This is a genomic window from Paenibacillus alkalitolerans (assembly GCF_016482785.1).
GTDB lineage: Bacteria > Bacillota > Bacilli > Paenibacillales > YIM-B00363 > Paenibacillus_AE > Paenibacillus_AE alkalitolerans.
Genome location: NZ_JAEMXM010000006.1, coordinates 58,987 through 77,304, shown reverse-complemented (window position 1 = coordinate 77,304; position 18,318 = coordinate 58,987). Strand labels below are relative to the sequence as shown.

Genomic DNA, 18,318 nt, shown 5'->3' with positions numbered 1-18,318 from the left:
AGTGATGCGGATCGACGCTTGGGTTTTTTGCACCCGTCATAATAACCAGCAGTAAAGGTAACACAATTTACTTGTACGTTCAAAAGAAGTAAACCTTCACATATTGCTTCTTTTGGATGATCATTGAGTTATTGGATTCGTCGCCCATACCTGTCGGGCGACAAGAACATTGGCCGATTCAAACCGCGTATTATCGCGGTTTTTTTATTTATAGGCCTTAGTTCTTGTCGCGGACGAACGACAAGAACTTGGGTCTTTTGTCGATGAGCGACAATAACATGGGCCTTTTGTCAATATAACGGCTCGCATCATTAAGAATCATATCTCAGGCAATAATCGTTTGGTGTTACAAATGACATCGGAACAGAGTTGCTTATTCTTTTAATTCAATTTTTCCATTAAAGCCATCGGGCAATAATGTAAGAATGTGTATACATAGAAGGAAATTGTTTGTTTGAAATAGAAGAAAGTCGTGTTCGCATTATTTTGACGTATTTAATAACGGGACAAAATGGTTACTCGAGTAGAAATGACCCGATAGCCCGTCTAAGCTATGTTTTTGCGCTTCAAATGATTATTAGAAATTCAGTATTAAAGATTAAAAGAAGATGTATAGTCATCATATGTGGTAGAACAATACGATAAGCGATTTAACCCTAACTCAGACGACAATGAAGTGGAAATCTAATGCCGGTAAAAGGCAAGAGAGTAATATACAATCTTTACCCAAGCAAAGTGAAAATTTTTTTGAAAACATTCCGATTTCTCCATGAGAATTTCGAGTCGGCCGGCATCTACTCGTCGGACGGAGAAGAGGAGGGGCGACATGGAAGTGCCAGATGAGCGCAGACTGATCGAAGCGGCGCGCGCGGGAGATCGAGATGCGTTCAGTGAGCTAGTGAGACGGAACCGGACCAAGGTGCTTGGCTTCGCCGCATCCTTGACACGGGACCGTCACCTGGCGGAGGACGTGCTGCAGGAGGCGTTCCTGCGCGCTTTTCTGCACCTCGGTTCGCTGCAAGATTCGGACAAATTCGTGCCGTGGCTGCATCAGATCGTACGCAATGAAGCGTATATGCGATTGAGACGAGGCGGTCCGTATGCCAAGGAGCGTCCATTTACTTCGCTTGAGTCTTCGGTGAAAGCAGGTACGGCCCACATGGAGAGCCGGAGAGATTTCCGAGACGCATTTCACGCCAATCCAATCGGTAATCCGGAGGAACGGCTGGCACGCCGCATGTTCTGGGACTGGGCTGAGCAGCTTATGGAGACGCTTACGGAACGGGAAAAGCACGTTTTCCAAGCGTATGTGTTTCGCGAGCTGGAGCCGCATGAAATTGCAGAGCTTCTATCGGTCGGCACGAACCACGTCTATAACACGTTATCCGCCTCAAGGCAAAAAGTGCGTGAGCAGAAGGAGCGTATCCGGTTAAACGAGTATTTGCACGATCGGGAAAGGGAACGTACGCAAGGGCGAAGCGAAAATAACGGCACGATCGTTCTTACTGTACATTCTAAACGGCTGAACGCTGATTGGAAAAGATGTGCCCTATCCATCGGAGTATGCTTGCGTCATTCGTTGGATGCTCTTGTACAAACCGGTGGAGGAGAAAAGGACGGCACAAGAGGCCTATTAGCCTTTAAGCAAAAGCCAAAGGATCGGAAAGAGCAGAAAGATCCGAGAGAGCCAAAAGCTTACTCGTTAGCCGATGTGATGGGGCTCTCCGCTCTGGCATTCCGGAATACGGTGGAAGTCGAACGAATCGATGCATCGGGTCCGTGGTCGTTTTTCTGGGAGACCGTTTTTACCGATGCTGCGCGCAACCTGGGGGCCGAATGCGACTTGCTTGGAGATGGCGGCGTCTTCCCGTCGCCCGGGCTGCTTTATGATGGGGTCGCTTTTGTGAGAGAAGCGCTGCGGGAAAAGAGGCCTGTCATCGCCTGGGACTTGTTCACGCCGGAGTTCGGCCTGATTTATGGGATGGACGAGGGGAAACGGCAAGTCCATGCGCATGACCCGCGGGCTCGACGCTCACTGCCGTTCGCAGCACTGGGCAGAGGTTCGTCCGGGGGCTTGTTCCTGATGTCGCTCCGCAAACCGGATAAGCCGGTCATTCCGGATCGAACCCGGCAGCTTGACTGTGCGCTCGGCATGGCGGTCCGCCATGCGTACGGGGAACGAGGACTTACCGGATACGTATCGGGCCTCGCCGCTTATTTCGCCTGGATCGACGCACTGCGAAGCGGACGGATCGATCCGGTCGGCAGCGCGTATTGTGCTATGCTGACGGCGGACGCGAGACGCTGGGCGGCCAAGTTCCTGAACGAAGCTGGACGGGCTGCAGCTGGGGAATGTAGCCGGCTTCTGCAGGAAGCAGCACTGCTGTATAATGATACGGCCGAAGCGTGGATGAACTACTGCCGCCTCTTTCCGTTTCCTTCCGGCGGCAAGCCACACGATCGCGCGGAAGCGGCAGCCGGTATCGAGTTGCTGGGCAGCGCGTACGAGGCAGAAGCTTCGGCGGTTGAACGGCTTGAGCGAGTCAGGCGGTTGTTGCCCCTTTTTCATCCGTGAAACATAGGAGAAGCGGAGGTTTTTCATGAACGAAAACACACAAATGAAGGTTACGGCAGGCGAATCGCAAGTGTTGTTTCCGATCCGCATCATTGGATTGGACGGCACCGGAGAGGACGTGTTGATTGCTTCGGCTGAAACTTGTCCGCAACGGACGACCGAGGGCCTCGTCATGACGGATCAGCACGATAATATCGTTCATCTGGCTTTTCCGACAAGCCATTATGCGGTTACCGCAGGAGAATACCGTGTGCCTCTAAGAATAGAAGCCGTCGCGCGAACCGATTCGTCCAATCTGAGGCTCTATCTCGGGGATAAAGGCCGGGTCGTACTGAATTCGGAAGCAAACGAAGTGAACTTCTACATCAAGCACCCGATGACGAGGGCTCATATGACGTTCGATCAGCACGGACCGCTCGAACCAGGAAGATGGTACCGGTTATCGCTGACCATTACGGAGCGGTTCATGAGGCTGGAGGTCGACGGGGAAGTTTATGCGGAATGCCCGGGATATTTTGTGGACTGGAGCGGCACGATCGGGTTCGGCGGAGCGTTCGGAGCACGCGTCGGTTTGCGGGAGATGGCGATTTTTCGCCTGAAGCCGGAGACAAGTCTGCTGCCGTGCGGGGTCATTCCGAAGGTTCTGGTTAAACCCGGCGCTGATGTTTTCATGGCGTGCTTGTTGGGCTGTGCGGAGTCGTTAAACCTGACGTTGTCCGATGCATGGCTTCCGTTTAGCGAGGCGATTTTGTACGGTGTGACAGGACAGGCTTTTCGTTCCAAGGTGAACATGGGGCCGACTGATGAAGAAACTGCAGCCCGCTTGGCGGCGAATATCGGGATCCACCTAACCCGCCATGAATCGGGTTTGCAAGCGATATTGGAGGCGGGCACGCTCTGTATCGTTCGGCTTAGGCCGGAAAATGGCGTCGACGGTTGTGCTGTCTTGTTCGGAATCGATCCGGAAACCGGCGGTTACTTTTACTCCGCTCCTGGCTCTGTCGGCATCGCAACTGTGGAGCGAGTGGCTGAACTGCCGTTTTACGGTGTGAAGTGCTGCCGCCAGGCCAGCGAATTGCAGCAGCTGCGCGATGCGCTTGCATTCGCAGTGGAGCGCATAGCCAGCGGAGAAAGTGTCTTCCGCCAGTCGGATGCATACGGCGTTGGTGATGAGCGGCGCAAGATGGTCAGGCTGTGCGGCTTCGCCGCGGACTTCCTGCTCCACGCCAATAGGCGTGTCGGTGGAGACGCCTCCGGGCTGCTTGAAGAGGCGGCAAACTGGTTCAGAGAGGAGAGCCGTTTGCTTGAAGCGTCTGTCTCGGCCTCGACCGACCCCGGGCTGCAGGCGGAAAACCTCGAAGCCGCAGCTCATGCGGAGGAGAGGGCTTTCGCCTCCATGCAGGCGGCGATCGAGCGGCTAAACGCGAGGAAGGAACTTTCGAAGCTGTGGTTCACGGGGCTGAACGTATCGCAGCTCGGCGCCATTCATTCGTGCTTCAACTTTTTGGGTATCCGATGCTCCGTTCCGTGGCTTTATGGAATAACAGGTCATGGGTTTCTGTTCATCGCGGACGATAAGATCAGCATTCCACCATACAACCACAACTTGCCGAACGATGAGATACGCCGATTGGCAGAACACGCCGGCGCCCGGATCGGCGGCATCAGCCGCTATGTCACTGGAGACGACTTGCGCGAGGCGCATCGTGAAGCGTTCTCTGCCGCGCGGAGCGCCATTAATAACGGCTGGCCGTGTTACGGACTGGGGGTCACCGAAGGTAGCGAGACCGCCGTCGTTTATGGATACGACTCCGAAGGGTACTATGCGCACGGTTGGCATGGACGCGGAGGCGGAGTTATTCCCTGGGACCGATTGGGTGTGGCGATGTGCCCGTGCGACGGCTGCACGGATTGGCGCCGAAAGAACGGCCTCGACGGCCCGGTTCGCGAAGGGCTTGTCGATTTGCATTGGGTCGAGCCTGCCGAGCCTGCGGACGATTTCACTGCCGTGCGGGAAGGTCTCCGTTTCGCGCTGGAAATCTCGGCTCCAGGAGACCGGCGTATCGCCCCGGGATTCCATACCGGTCTGGCCGCATACGACGCCTGGATACGCGCCTTCGAGAACGGGACGGCGTTCGCTTTCTACATCGGCTATAACGTCTCGCTCTTCTACGAATGCCGCAAGCATGCGGCGGCTTTCCTGCATGAAGCGAAAGAGCGACTATGCACAGCGACGAACGCAGCCGATACTACGGGGGGGCGACAACCCGCCGGCAATTTAGACAATCGTCTGCTTGCGGAAGCCTTCGACGAGGCAATTGCTCCGTACGAGGAAGTTGCCTCAGCTTCCAAGGAGCTGGATGCTTTGTTCCCATGGCGCCAGCCGGACGATTATGTACGTGATGCAGAGAAGCGTGCGAAGGCAATAGCCCTCCTGCGCAAAGCACGGATGGCCGAAGTTCGCGGTTTGTCCGCGCTTCAGGCTTTAGTTGAGCGGCTGGAAAGCTGCCATGAGTAGTGGAGTAATATTCAGTCACAACCTCGCACGTAATCACTTAGACGGCCGGACCAACAGAGTCGACGGATAACATTGCGAATCAGAACTACTTCCCGACCATTTTGCGGCTAAGGATTCAGATTCTGTACAGCAGGTCATATCACTAATGACATATAAAAAGCGAAGGATGATAAACATGGATATTCACATTGTTACGCTGAAAGAATTCCACATTGTCGGACCGATGATCACTACAAAAATTGGTGAGGATAAGATACCTGGCCTCTGGGATGAATTTGGACGGAGAAGGCATGAAATAAAAAATCGAACAGATCCTTATTTCGCGTATGGTTTGAGTGAATACAGTCCTGACCCCCGAAAAAGTTTTAACCATATCGTTGGTTTCTCGGTACAAAATCTCGATGATATCCCTGACGGCATGGTCGGAAGAACGATTCCGATGCAGCAATATGCGCTTTTTGTATATACAGGTCACAGGATTGGCGAGGTATATGAATATTCCGACAAGTGGTTCGCTACATCGGAATATAAGTGGGCAGAAGCAGCTGACTTTGAGCTTTATGATAATCGATTCGTGCGAGGCGATGATGGAAAGAAAACGATCTCGGTTTATATCCCCATTACTAAGAAATAAAGTCTTGATGGGCGCTAGTTCATCTTGACCCAAATAATACGTAAAGATGCCCTTTATTTCTATCGAAATAAAGGGCTACGTCACGCCATTCCAATAGATCAAGTCAGGCAAGGGAAAACCACTTATCGCGACAACTCAACAACCCAAACCGACTTTATTTGTCGCCCTGATTTGATGGCGGACGATGCGTTCACTTGTTTCAGCTTAGTGCTGTTATTGTAGTCATCCGGGTTCGAACCTGCAAGCCAGATGGAACGTTACGATTTAAGCAGTTTATCAACATTTCAATGGATGATTCCTGTATTACATTCGGAATCATAGAGGAGGAGTGTGCGAAGTTGAAGCAGATCGAAGTGCGCGGCGCAGCGATCCATAATTTGAAACAAATAGATGTCAGTCTGCCGAAAGGGAAATTCATCGTATTCACCGGCGTCAGCGGCTCAGGAAAATCGAGCCTTGCTTTCGACATCCTGTTCGAGGAAGGGCGAAAAAGATACTTGCATTCCATTGGTCTGCATAGCGATACGTTTGTAAGAAGCGGTGAAGAACCCTTCATCAGTATTATGGGTTTACCGCCCGCAATTGCCGTAGAACAGCGGACTTTACGACAGACGAACCCAAGGAGCTTCGTAGGAACGCGCACCAAATTGCTTGACGCACTTAAATGGCTCTTCTCGACCGAAGGGCTCGGCCCGGACGGAAAGCGGACATCGCTCCTTGTCGAAGCGTTTTCGTTCCATCATCCGGAGGGTATGTGCTTAGCTTGTTACGGCCGCGGGGTTACTACCTTTTTGGATGAGAAACGAGTCGTTTCGGACCCAAGAAAACGGTTGGAACAAATATGTATCGAAGGCGGAGAATTCGGCCGTCAGCTCGTGAAACGGCTGCCGGATTTTGCCACGCATTACGGCTATGATTGGAAGAGTCTCACATTCGATCAACTGAAAGAAGAAGAGAGGCACGCCTTCCTTCACGGCATTGAGGGAAAGTTCATCGGTTATATACCGTATATCTATTCAAAGCTCACTACGCCGAGACGGAAAGTGCAGTTCGAGCATTTGTTTGCGAGCCGCGTAACGTGCGAAACATGCGGCGGGTTCAGGTTATCTACGCCGGCACTTAACGTCTTTATTGACGGAAAGCATTTGGGAGAACTGAATGCAATGCCGTTCTCCGAACTGGCTCCTTTCTTCAAAACATTGGATATGAGCGGCTTCTCCGAAGAAGGGCGCCACATCGTAGACCAGATTCTATGGAAGCTTAAGCTTTTGGAAGAGGTCGGTTTATCTTACTTGAACATACTGCGCACTATTCCATCCCTGAGCGGTGGCGAGCTGCAGCGGTTGTTCTTAATGCATCATCTCCAATCCGAATTCGATTCGCTTCTGTACATATTCGACGAACCGACCGCCGGGCTGCACGAGGCGGAGAAACAAGCACTTGTCGGCAAACTGCGTTCGTTGACGGAAGCCGGCAACACAGTGATCGTTGTCGAGCACGATTCCAATGTTATCCGCAGCAGCGATTACGTCGTTGAATTTGGACCGGCAGCGGGAATTCACGGCGGTAACATTTTGTTTCAAGGGCCGGTAACCGAGTATCCCAAAGCGAACAAGTCGGTACTTGCTCCTTATTTGTGGGGAAAACGCCGTCTCCCTAGCAAAAGCGATAGCGGATACCGTTCCGCCAAACAAGATGGCCCGAAGCTCGTAGTTCGGAATGCCGGACTGCATAATTTGCGACAAGTAGACGTCGCTATACCGCTCGGCGCTATGGTCGGTGTAGCCGGAAAATCAGGCAGCGGGAAAAGCACGCTCATCTCGGGGACTCTCGTACCATTGCTTGAACATCACTTAAGCATAGCTAAAGAAAGTGAAGTTGAAGAGATGGAAGAAGGAGGAGCGCTTACGGGTTCGCTGGGATGGCTCGAAGGGAGCGAAGCGATAGCGGAATGTGTGGTTGTAACTCAAGCTCCGATTGGGCGGAACCGGATGTCGACGCCGATCACATACATTGAAATATGGGACAAAGTTCGGGAATTGTTTGCAAATCAGCCGCTTGCAGTGGAGAGAGGGTATACGCCGGGACATTTTTCATTCAATACGGATTATGGGGCTTGCCCGCAATGCAATGGGGATGGTTCCGACTCACTTGACATGGGGCCGATCGGCGTGTATGAGCGTTCATGTCCAGTGTGCAAAGGAACTAGGTACAAGTCGGAAATATTGGAAGTCAACTATAACGGACAAAACATTCATGACGTGTTATCTATGAGCGTGGAACATGCGTGCCAATTGTTTGCTGATCATAAAGCGATCCTTCCTGGACTCGACATTATGCTTCGGGTCGGACTTGGGTATTTATCACTCGGACAACCGGCCCCTACATTGAGCGGAGGGGAAGCGCAGCGGTTAAAGCTCGCGAAAGCGCTGGGCAAACAGCGCAAATCGGGCGCCCTCTATGTACTGGACGAGCCGACAACAGGATTAGGAGCGACGGATATTGAGCGATTGATGCTGCTTTTGGATGAACTGGTTGAGCAGGGAAATACGGTGATCGTCACTGAGCACGAACCACATCTACTTTCCTATTGTGATTGGTTGATCGAAATGGGGCCGGGTGGAGGTAATGAGGGAGGACGAATTATTGCCGAAGGTTCACCTCAGGATCTGGCTAAAAACCCCGATTCGATCATTGGACCTTACCTGGTTGGAGGGTTTACTGCAATGGTAAGCAGTCATTAATGATGAGCCAAAGTAGGAGAATGTTTAAGAGTGATCGTCATGTAAGTAAAAGAAATTCTGATGGTTATAAGCCAACCTTTATCCCGAGGGTATTGAAAGTACTTCATGGCAACCTTGCTCCGAGGGACGGGCAGGATAGCGCAAAAATACACATGAAGGAAATCTTTTTCCGGGTAATATTAGCTCGTTCAATTGTCATAGTCTTTCTTCGGCGACTTTATCTCGATCATTGTTAAAGTCAGATTAATCAACTTAATAGCGCCATCATGGTATGGCCTTTCATATTGCCGACGCCGACGGCTTGGCCCGCTGCTTTCGCGGCGGCTCGGGCAACTCGGTACCGAGACTTCGTTAAAAAAAAATTTTATAAATGATGAAAGATAATTAACAGTTACGGGATCAATGTAATGGCGGATGGAATTTTGCTGAGTGATAGATTTGAAAAAAACGATTGAGCCGGTCCGTTTGACCTGGTCGCCATCCGCTCAGGCGGTTTTCGGGTTGCTGCAGTATACGGATAAAAAGGAGTTATATTCTCTCGCAGACATCATGTTTATTACAAACAGCGCGTTTATGATTAATATTCATCCTGAAACCGTCTATGGTGCCGGTCCGACGCTTTTCTCTCCTTTTCATTTGATGGGATCCGGGTTGCTCGCGATGGGATTTGATATCGGCGTATGCTTCTCGGAAATTCCCGCAACGCCAGAACAACTTGAGGTTTATGTTAATTTTATGAAGAACAGTGTGGATAAGGGGCTGCCGGTGATCGGCTGGGATTTGTTTTGCCCGGAGTTCGGCATCATTTACGGATACGACCATGACAAGCAGGAGCTGTACGCGCGCGACGCGGAGAGGGATGGTATCATTCCATACTCCGAAATCAATAATCGCCGGTTTACCTGCATCCATGCTACGGCCATTCTGGACTCAAACCCCGTAGATCCAATGGATACTTTACAGGACTCATTGCAAAGGGCTATTCAATTTTCTGACGAAACGGATCGGCCGCTCTCATCGGATTATCGACACGGAATTCCGGGATATGATGCTTGGATTCAGCATTTACGACTCGATATTCGAACAGACGCCGCTTGGTAGTATTCTTGCGCCGTATGCTGCGGAAGCGGCCTTGTACTACCGGCAAACGGCCGACACATTAGCGCAATTGCTGCCGCGATTTCCGTTTCCTCACGGGGGAGAGCCTAATGATCCGCAGGAGGCCGAACTTGCAATCCGTTTACTGATTAAAGCAAAGTCGGAAGAAACGAACGGTGTCACAGTGTTGAAAAAATGCTCGACATCTGACTATCCATAATGGAGGAAGGCCATTGAAGTTGGGCAGTTTTAGAAAAACAGTATAACTTGGAGGGAACGAAACGAGAGAACAAGCGTTTGACTTGCAGAATGAGATTAAAGTAAGAACTGAAAATTTGCCGGAACTTCATTTTGTAGGCATAAGGGTTTCACCGCCAGGCCATGATGTAGCCGCCATTAAAGTATTGTGGGATCAGTAGGAGTCGAAGCTGCCCGATATTGAAAATCGGATCAACGAGGGCGTCACCTATGAAATATCGGATGATAAGTTTGCGGTCGCGGTTGCTGTGTCGGCTTTGGGACGTATACCGGAAGGACTGGTTGCCATTACAGTACGGGCCGGCAAATATGCGGCATTCCATTTTGAAGAAAAATACATTGGCGACTTCTGGAGTTCTTTCTGCCCCAACCCCGAAGTCAAGGCAAAGTATCGTTTGAATTATGCTACCCCGCGGTTCGAAGTGTTTAATCAGGATTTACAGCCGAACGGGTACACCGAGGTATACATTCCTACAACCGATTGAAAGTTGATGATCAGCAAACTACCGCGGAATCTATGCAATGGCAGTGCGAGGCGAGGTGGCAGAGGCTTTGGCGGGACACAATGTTAGTGTAAACGATAGTGTAGAAATAGAAGACAGCGGTTCAGGAATTGATTGGGAATGGACAAAGGAAGAACAGCTTGTTGAGCAAGCTCGAGCCGGTGACCGCGAAGCTTTCAACGAGCTCGTACGCCGTCATAGAGCTAAGGCGTTCGGATGGGCGTCAGCAATATCCAGAGATACGGCTATGGCTGAAGATATCGTTCAGGAAGCGTTAATATCTGCGTTTTTGCATATCGGCAAGCTTTCCGAGATCTCCCGGTTTCACTCCTGGTTCCATCGCATCGTGCAAAATCAAGCTTATCGTCGCTTGCGGCGGGGAGGTCCGTACGGTAGGGAGCGCCCGTTTACGAGTATAGAAGAAGAAACCTCTACTATCGGTTTCTCATCCTGGAACAATACGGATTGGAGTGATATTGACTCTATCCTCTTTCACTTCAGCGAGTCATTGAAAACTCGACAATCGGATGAAGACCCGGAAACGCGGGTCGTCCGTTATGAATTGGTGGAGAGTATAAGGTCTCTAATGCAATGCTTAAGCAAGAATGAGCGGAATGTATTTGAAGCGCACTTCTTCCGGCAACTCCCGCCTGCCGAAATAGCCGTTCTATTCGGCACCTCTACTTCGAACGTGTATACGCTGCTATCGCGGTCACGCAGCAAGGTGAAGAAGGAGCGTATACAGGTGTATTTCCGGGGAGTGGCTAAGCAAATGGCTCAGGACGGGAAAACTACCAAACGCATACTTAAGCGACCTTTTGACTTTTAGAATGTCGAAAAGTTAAATAATGAATGAAAAGGAGAATTCAACATGGGAATTATTGAAACACGAGTAGTCCAAAAAGCTGTTTTCCAAGCAGTCGGGATGCAAATCTTATGGAAACCGGAGGCAGGCAACCCATCGGGAAATCAACTTTCCAAGTTATGGGGGGAGTTTTCCCCTCGAATCGAGGAGATTTCTCACTCGGTACCTAGTAAAAAATACGGCTTAGAACGCTTTAAGCCGGGCTTTAAGCAGGGAGACCCTATTGAGTACACAGCATGTTCAGAGGTTACAGAGATTGGAGAGATACCCGAAGGGATGACGGGAATCGAGGTACCGGCCGCCACCTATGCCGTTATTACATATGAGGGAACCATTGATGGTATTAACTCGGTCTACGGACATTTTTGGCAAAATTGGCTTCCTCAATCAAAAGAATATGAGGCCGCTGGCGGTTGGAATTTCGAGTACTATGATGAGCGTTTCTTCGGGAATGCCAATCCGGAATCCATCTATGAGGTTTGGTTTCCGGTGAAAGCAAAGCAAGGATAATTAGTAAACGGAGACAATAGCTCAATAAAAGCACCACGAGGCTGCCGCATCAATCAATCAGCAGCCTCGTTACGCTAAACATTCCTAACTTCCATTATCATATGGTGGTTTTCCCTTTGGTCAAAGTGGTGATTCACGTATACAAATGATTGGTACAATATCCTACCCAACAAAAGGCCCAAGTTCTTGTCGTTAATCGGCCCAAGTTCTTGACGTCCGACAATACCGCCTATCATTTGGGGATTCCAACTTATGATCAATTCCGATAACCTTCTTTATGTTCACTCCCTAAACGGGTCTATGAATCAATGCAATAGTAACGCTCTTCCTTGCGAACGCTTCGATTCGAGTTTTATACATTTAGGCGAGGGGAGCAGAAGCGGAAGCGTGTTTATGACACTTGGCAAATTCAGGCGAGAGGCGTCAAGTGAGGGGCTTTAGTCCCGGTCAAAACCCCCTTTTTTCAAGCCTCCAATTATGGTTATAAATACCTATTGATATCTTGCCTGGTTGCGGGATAGAATCAGAGTGCAATTAAAACAGCATACAGCGGGATTGTTACTGTTCAGCAGGCAAGACCTAAAATGTTTTAAGGATAAGTGCACCATTCGGTGCGTTATTCTTGAACGTTTTAGGTCTTTTTTTGTGCCCGTTGTGCCGGGGGAGGGATACCGAATATAGGGGGTTTGTTGGCGGCGAATAAAAATGGTGTTCAGAACGATCATGGCAATTACTAATCAGGAGGAGAATCAATGAAAATGGGTTTTAAGACGAAACTTGGCAAGTTGATGTTGTGCAGTTCAATTCTTGTGGGCAGCTTGGCGGGAGGTTCGGCATACGCGTCCGTATCGGACGATTTCACCGCCATCTGGTCCCGTCAGCAAGCGGAGCAAGTCGCTCGGACGACAGACACCACGGCTCCGGTTATTGATACGAACTTTGAGCTGGCCGCTCCGGATGTATGGATTTGGGACACGTGGCCGCTTCAGAACAGAGACGGTTCACTTGCCATCGTGAAAGGCCATCGAATCGCCTTCGCATTGGTCGCTCCGCGAGATTTCGGTTGGAATGACCGCCATACGGAAGCGAGAATCGGCATGTTCTATTCCAAGAACGGTAAAGATTGGACGTACGCCGGTATTCCTTACGACTATGACAATGCGTTCGGACACATGCAGTGGGCCGGTTCCGCGATGTTGGACGAGAACGGAAAAGTGCATTTCTTCTATACGGCTACCACTGATATGAATGCGAACGGCGGCAAAGAATGGAATCAGGACGGATGGGTGCAAAGAGCCGAGCAGCGCCTCGCGAAGACGACGTTCGACATCAGTGCGGACAAAAACGGCGTGCATCTTACGAACGAAGGAGAGCACCTCATTATTGCAGAGCCGGACGGAAAATATTACGAAACGATCGAACAATTCCAAAGCCACGGGAATGTCATTACGGCGTTCCGCGATCCGTTCTTCTTCCGCGACCCGAACACCGGCAAAGAGTACATTCTCTTTGAAGGCCAGGCCGGCAGCGGCTATGAATTGAAACCGGAAAACATCGGCGACGAGGAATACCGCAAAACCCATACAGTTCCTGAAAGAGCGAAATATTACAACGGCAATATCGGGATTGCGGAAGTGCTTGACAAGGACGTCACGAAATTGAAACTGCTCCCGCCGCTTATCGAATCTGTTGGGGCGAACCATCAGCTGGAGCGTCCGCATGTCGTGGTGGACGGCGACAATTACTACCTGCTTACAATCAGCCACACCTTCACGTATGCGCCCGGCTTAACCGGTCCGGACGGATTGTACGGATTTGTGGGCAAGGGAGGCTTGCGCGCCGACTATAAGCCGGTCAACGGCACCGGCCTGATCGTTGCCAACCCTGCGGAAAACCCGTATCAGGCATACTCCTGGATGGCGCTTCCGGACGGTCAGGTCATCAGCTTCATCAACGAACCGTTGGATGAAACCGGAAAAGTGAAACATGGCGGCACGTTCGCGCCGACGCTGAAAGTGTCCTTCAACGGCGACACGACGAAGATCGTGAAAGAGATGGAAGCGGGAGAGATCAAGCCTTTCGGCCCTTACGGCAAGCTTAAATAGCAATTGTAATCGTAAGTCGATTCATAAACGAGAGGAGTAGTGAAATGTTCATTCGAAATTATAAAAAAGCAGCGACGATTTTCTCTTTGGCGGCCACACTTATCAGTTCTTCCATTGTTCCGATCCAGGCGGAGGGTGCCGATACGACCGTCAACTGGACCCGCGAACAGGTATCGAAAATCGAGCTGGATGAAAGCAATACCCTGCCTTATACCGATATCAAGAAGCTGGAAAAAATGACGCCCGATTATCACATCTGGGATACATGGCCGTTGACCGACCGCGACGGCTCGATCGCCAGCATCAAAGGCTGGAAGGTGATCTTCGCGCTATCGGCGCCGAGCGACGTTCTGCCGGGTAAAGTGCATGATATCGCAACCATCCGTTATTTCTACTCAAAGAACGGAAAAGACTGGACTTTCGGCGGCGAATTGTTCCCGGCAGGAACCGCGCTTGGTTCCCGCCAATGGGCCGGCTCGGCGATGACGGACGGCGATCGGATTTACGCTTTCTACACGGCTACCGGCCGTGAGAACGAAGAGCGGGTCACTTTCGAACAGCGTCTCGCCCTCGCTACCGGCAACATTGTTGCCGACAAGAACGGCGTCCGCTTTGAACATTGGGATAAACACCGCATCATTCTTGAACCGGACGGCAAATGGTACCAAACCTTGGCGCAAGCCCACCAGGGCGAAGGCGGAGGTTACGCGTTCCGCGACCCGATGTGGTTCCAAGATCCGAAGACGGGTAAAGAATACGTGCTGTTCGAAGGCATGTCCGGCGGCTCTGTAAGCGAACGGTCTTGCAAACCCGAACACGCGAGCAGTCCCGAGTATGAGGCGCCTCCGGAAGCTGTTCACCAGAACGGCAATATCGGCATCGCCGAAGTGATTGGCGACGTGGAAGAGCTCGAGATGCTTCCTCCGCTTGTCGAAGCCAATTGCGTGAATGAAGAGTTGGAGCGTCCGCATATTGTCGTGAAAGATAATAAGTATTACTTGTTTACCGACACGCACATCAATAAATACTCGCCGGGATTGACAGGGCCGGAAGGTCTGTACGGCTTCGTCTCCGACACGCTAATCGGCGGATACAAGCCGCTCAACGGAAGCGGCCTCGTCCTGGCCAATCCTCCGGAAAATCCGTACCAAGCGTATTCCTGGCTTGTATTGCCGAGCTTGAATGTCGTCGGATTTGCGCATTTCGGCGATCTGGACGGCATGTCGATCAGCGATATCGGCCACCAGTCTCCTGAATACCAGTTTGAGCACTGGGGCGGCACGCTCGCGCCGACGGTGAAGATCTCCATCGACGGCGATCGTACGAAAATCGAGAAGGAACTCCCTCAAGGTTGGATCAAATAATTATTCGATTCGTCCTATGTAAAAGAATGCCAAGCGCGCTCGGCTTATGCCGGGCGTGCTTTGGCGATTTTTGACCGCGCACTGGCGGAAATATTCTCGCAGCACATGATATAATAACCTCAACATGTTAAGGGAGGAATCAGTGATACGAGCCGAAGCGGAAAAAATTGTCGAACAACTGCTGCCGCTATTGGGCGGGAGAAACAATATTATTGGAGCAACCCACTGCACGACCCGGCTGCGGTTGAATCTGGTTGACGAAAGAATAGCGGACAATGCCGCCATTGAAAAGCTGGATCACGTACAAGGGGTATTTTCGAGAGCCGGACAATTCCAGATCATTTTCGGCATTGGCATTGTCAACCAGGTCTATAAAAGACTTGAGGAAGCGATCGCAGATACGTCCGAAGACGACGGGAACCCCACAGCGGCCACTGAAGCAAGCGGCAGACGGAATCCCCTCATTTCGATAACGAAAACATTGTCCAATATTTTCGTTCCGATACTCCCTTTTATTGTAGCCGGCGGATTGCTTATGGGTATGACCGGGACGATAGAGTCTTCAGGTTGGGCTGCGCCGGATAGCGCGTGGATGAACATATTGGACATGTTCTCGACATCCGCACTCCTGATTTTGCCGGTCGTCATCGGATTCAGCGCCGCGAAGGAGTTCGGCGGCACGCCGGTTTTGGGGGCTTTTATAGGAAGTATATTGGCTCACTCCGATTTATTGAAATCCGGGGCGCTTGGCGCCCTTACCCCGGAAAGTCTCGGCGTATCCGGATTTCATGCCGTTTCGGCCGGATACCAGGGCACGGTTATTCCGGTATTGATATCCGTTTATCTGATGACTAAGGTTGAGAAGGGTTTAAGGAAAGTCGTGCATCCGTCAGCGGTATTGTTCGTAATCCCGCTTGTAACCGTCCTGTCTGTCGGGATTGCCGCCGCGCTTGTGATCGGACCGCTCGGAGCATTCATCGGCGGATTTCTGTCCCAAGGCTTGCAGGCTGCGTATACGCACGGTACCGGATTTATAGGCGGCTTCCTGTTCGGCGGAATTTATCCGCTCATAGTGGTATCCGGACTTCATCATAGTTTTCACGCGGTCGAGTACGGTTTGATTGCAGACCCTGAAGTGGGGGTGAATTTCTTGCTGCCTGTATGGTCGATGGCCAATGTCGCGCAAGGCGGCGCCGGAATGGCGATTTATTTTATGACAAGAAACAAAAAGCGGAAACAAAACGCAATCCCTGCATCGCTTTCATCCTTTTTCGGCATCACGGAGCCTGTCATTTTCGGCATGAACCTGCGGTTAAAAACACCGTTTATCGGGGCTTGCATCGGGGGGGCGGCAGGCGGCGCGTACGTCGTATTTACTCACGTTGCGGCAAATTCTTACGGTTTAACGGGTGTTCCGATGATAATTCTTGCAGCGCCCTTAGGTTTGTCCAACTTAGTCAACTACCTCATTGGATTCGTCATTGCAGTCGGTTGTGCATTTGCAGCGACCTGGATTCTTGGAATTGATGAAAGTAAAGGAGTGCCCGATGTTTAAAAATTGGTTTCGCCTGCGGGAACGGACAACGGAAGAGATTGTGATCTCTCCTCTAAGCGGGAGAGTACTCGCCATGGACGAAGTTCCGGATCCTACTTTCCGCAAGATGGCTGGAATGGGGATCGCGATCGATCCCGAGGAAGGTACGGTCGTCTCTCCTGTGGACGGAGAGATCGTTCGTCTGTTTCGAACAAAACATTCGATATGGATTCGTGCGAAAAGCGGATTGGACCTGATGATTCACATTGGTGTGGATACCGTTCACATGAACGGATTGGGATTTCAAAATTACGTCATGGCAGGTGACCGGGTCACTGCGGGCCAGCCGCTCATCGACTTCAAGCTCGAATTGGTAAGGGAGAAAGCGACAAGCCCCGTCACTCCCATAATCCTGATCAATCCGGACCAAATTGAAGAGACGGACATCCGCCCGCCTGCCCGCGCTGAAATGGGGTTCACACCGCTGATGAAAGTTAAAATAAAATCTCAGGGACTCCGCTGAGGGGAAGTGGACTATGAAGATCAACAAGATACTGAACAATAATGCGATCGTCGTCAAGGATTCGGATGGGGAAAAGATTATTCTCGGATCAGGGATTGCCTTTCAGAAAAAGAAGAACGATCGCGTGGATCAAACCCGGATTGAAAAAATCTTCGTCATGAAAGACCATACGAGCCATCAGCAATTCGAAGAAATATTGTCCACCTTGCCGGAGGAGCATATTCAGGTATCGGAGAACATCATCTCCCACGCCGAAAATCAGTTGGGCGTTAAAATCAATGAGCATATCCATATCGCGCTGACGGACCACTTATCGTTTGCGCTGGATCGCCTGGCCAAAGGAATGATCATTAAAAATACGCTGCTGAACGAAATCAAAGTGTTATACCCGAAAGAATTTCAAATCGGACTCTATGCGAAATCGTTAATCCAAGAAACGCTCGGTATCGATATTCCGGAGGATGAAGTAGGTTATATCGCATTGCATATTTATACGGCAAAAATCAATGCGGGCGAAATGAGGAGAACGCTCGACATCACCGCGATGATCCGGGACATTGTGAAAATAATCGAAGACTGTCTGAGTACCAAGATTGCGGAAGAAACGGTATCCTATGAGCGGTTAATGACGCATTTGCGGTTCGCCGTTCAGCGGTCGGAGTCGGGCGAGCCTTTTGACGGATTGGATCCCGAGATGGTCCGGATCATCAAGGAGAAATATCTCGAATCGTTCTCCATTGCCCGAAGAGCTGGTGATTTTGTCAAGAAGGAGTACGAATTTGAGCTCCACGATTCGGAACTGGCCTATATCGCCATGCAGATCCAACGGATTAAAACGAGAGTGACGGTATAGGCGGAAATCAGGTCTATCCATACGGTGCTGATTTTTCCTGCACTGCGAAGGGCTGACTCCGTTGACCATTTTAGAGGCGAAAACGGCGGACAGCTCTTTGTATTTTGCATATTGACGATTCCAATGTAAGCGGTTAAAATCTAGTTAATCGATTACGTAATCGTTTTCGTTTGTGTACATAGTGATTGGAGATTCGCAGAAATGGCCTGTCTCAAAGATGTGGGTTACGTAATC

Annotated in this window: 13 protein-coding genes; all 13 read left to right on the top strand. The window is 50.7% G+C overall.

Translation table 11 applies throughout. The features are described 5' to 3' along the window. Positions 1-826: 826 nt before the first annotated feature. The 13 genes from JET16_RS11840 (at position 827) to JET16_RS11780 (ending at position 18,084) form a co-directional block, all read left to right on the top strand. Positions 827-2,575, top strand: a complete 1,749-nt coding sequence (locus JET16_RS11840) for an RNA polymerase sigma factor (protein ID WP_199616144.1) — start codon at positions 827-829, stop codon at positions 2,573-2,575. Between the two features lie 25 nt (positions 2,576-2,600). Continuing rightward, entirely contained in the window at positions 2,601-5,093 is a 2,493-nt protein-coding gene (locus tag JET16_RS11835; RefSeq protein WP_199616143.1) for a LamG domain-containing protein, read from the top strand. 175 nt (positions 5,094-5,268) lie between these two features. Next, positions 5,269-5,727 carry a GyrI-like domain-containing protein gene (locus JET16_RS11830; protein ID WP_199616142.1) on the top strand — a complete coding sequence of 153 codons (459 nt, stop codon included), beginning with the start codon at positions 5,269-5,271 and terminating at the stop codon, positions 5,725-5,727. Positions 5,728-6,065: 338 nt separating this feature from the next. Beyond that, on the top strand, positions 6,066-8,471 hold the full coding sequence (locus JET16_RS11825) for an excinuclease ABC subunit UvrA (RefSeq protein ID WP_199616141.1): 2,406 nt from the start codon (positions 6,066-6,068) through the stop codon (positions 8,469-8,471). Positions 8,472-9,020: 549 nt separating this feature from the next. Then, entirely contained in the window at positions 9,021-9,572 is a 552-nt protein-coding gene (locus tag JET16_RS11820; RefSeq protein WP_199616140.1) for a hypothetical protein, read from the top strand. 425 nt (positions 9,573-9,997) lie between these two features. After that, the gene (locus tag JET16_RS31100; RefSeq protein WP_407673136.1) at positions 9,998-10,312 is read left to right on the top strand and encodes a GyrI-like domain-containing protein; all 315 of its coding nucleotides are present in this window, start codon (positions 9,998-10,000) and stop codon (positions 10,310-10,312) included. Positions 10,313-10,379: 67 nt separating this feature from the next. Beyond that, positions 10,380-11,159 carry an RNA polymerase sigma factor gene (locus tag JET16_RS11810; protein WP_199616138.1) on the top strand — a complete coding sequence of 260 codons (780 nt, stop codon included), beginning with the start codon at positions 10,380-10,382 and terminating at the stop codon, positions 11,157-11,159. A gap of 42 nt (positions 11,160-11,201) precedes the next feature. Beyond that, positions 11,202-11,705, top strand: a complete 504-nt coding sequence (locus JET16_RS11805) for a GyrI-like domain-containing protein (protein ID WP_199616136.1) — start codon at positions 11,202-11,204, stop codon at positions 11,703-11,705. A 752-nt stretch (positions 11,706-12,457) separates the two neighbouring features. Beyond that, the gene (locus JET16_RS11800; protein ID WP_199616134.1) at positions 12,458-13,810 is read left to right on the top strand and encodes a glycoside hydrolase family 68 protein; all 1,353 of its coding nucleotides are present in this window, start codon (positions 12,458-12,460) and stop codon (positions 13,808-13,810) included. 44 nt (positions 13,811-13,854) lie between these two features. Further along, complete coding sequence (locus JET16_RS11795) at positions 13,855-15,174, top strand: glycoside hydrolase family 68 protein (RefSeq protein WP_199616132.1); 1,320 nt, start codon at positions 13,855-13,857, stop codon at positions 15,172-15,174. Between the two features lie 145 nt (positions 15,175-15,319). After that, entirely contained in the window at positions 15,320-16,729 is a 1,410-nt protein-coding gene (locus tag JET16_RS11790) for a PTS transporter subunit EIIC (protein ID WP_325176686.1), read from the top strand. Then, positions 16,722-17,231, top strand: coding sequence for a PTS sugar transporter subunit IIA (locus JET16_RS11785; RefSeq protein WP_199616128.1), 510 nt, complete (start codon positions 16,722-16,724; stop codon positions 17,229-17,231). Before JET16_RS11790 ends, JET16_RS11785 begins: the two co-directional genes overlap by 8 nt. 13 nt (positions 17,232-17,244) lie before the next feature. Continuing rightward, the gene (locus tag JET16_RS11780) at positions 17,245-18,084 is read left to right on the top strand and encodes a PRD domain-containing protein (RefSeq protein WP_199616126.1); all 840 of its coding nucleotides are present in this window, start codon (positions 17,245-17,247) and stop codon (positions 18,082-18,084) included. The last annotated feature ends 234 nt before the right edge of the window (positions 18,085-18,318 follow it).

Coding starts and splice junctions, on each gene's coding strand:
- JET16_RS11840 (WP_199616144.1), top strand. CDS start 827: ATGGAAGTGCCAGATGAGCGCAGACTGATCGAAGCGGCGCGCGCGGGA.
- JET16_RS11835 (WP_199616143.1), top strand. CDS start 2,601: ATGAACGAAAACACACAAATGAAGGTTACGGCAGGCGAATCGCAAGTG.
- JET16_RS11830 (WP_199616142.1), top strand. CDS start 5,269: ATGGATATTCACATTGTTACGCTGAAAGAATTCCACATTGTCGGACCG.
- JET16_RS11820 (WP_199616140.1), top strand. CDS start 9,021: ATGTTTATTACAAACAGCGCGTTTATGATTAATATTCATCCTGAAACC.
- JET16_RS11805 (WP_199616136.1), top strand. CDS start 11,202: ATGGGAATTATTGAAACACGAGTAGTCCAAAAAGCTGTTTTCCAAGCA.
- JET16_RS11800 (WP_199616134.1), top strand. CDS start 12,458: ATGAAAATGGGTTTTAAGACGAAACTTGGCAAGTTGATGTTGTGCAGT.
- JET16_RS11795 (WP_199616132.1), top strand. CDS start 13,855: ATGTTCATTCGAAATTATAAAAAAGCAGCGACGATTTTCTCTTTGGCG.
- JET16_RS11785 (WP_199616128.1), top strand. CDS start 16,722: ATGTTTAAAAATTGGTTTCGCCTGCGGGAACGGACAACGGAAGAGATT.
- JET16_RS11780 (WP_199616126.1), top strand. CDS start 17,245: ATGAAGATCAACAAGATACTGAACAATAATGCGATCGTCGTCAAGGAT.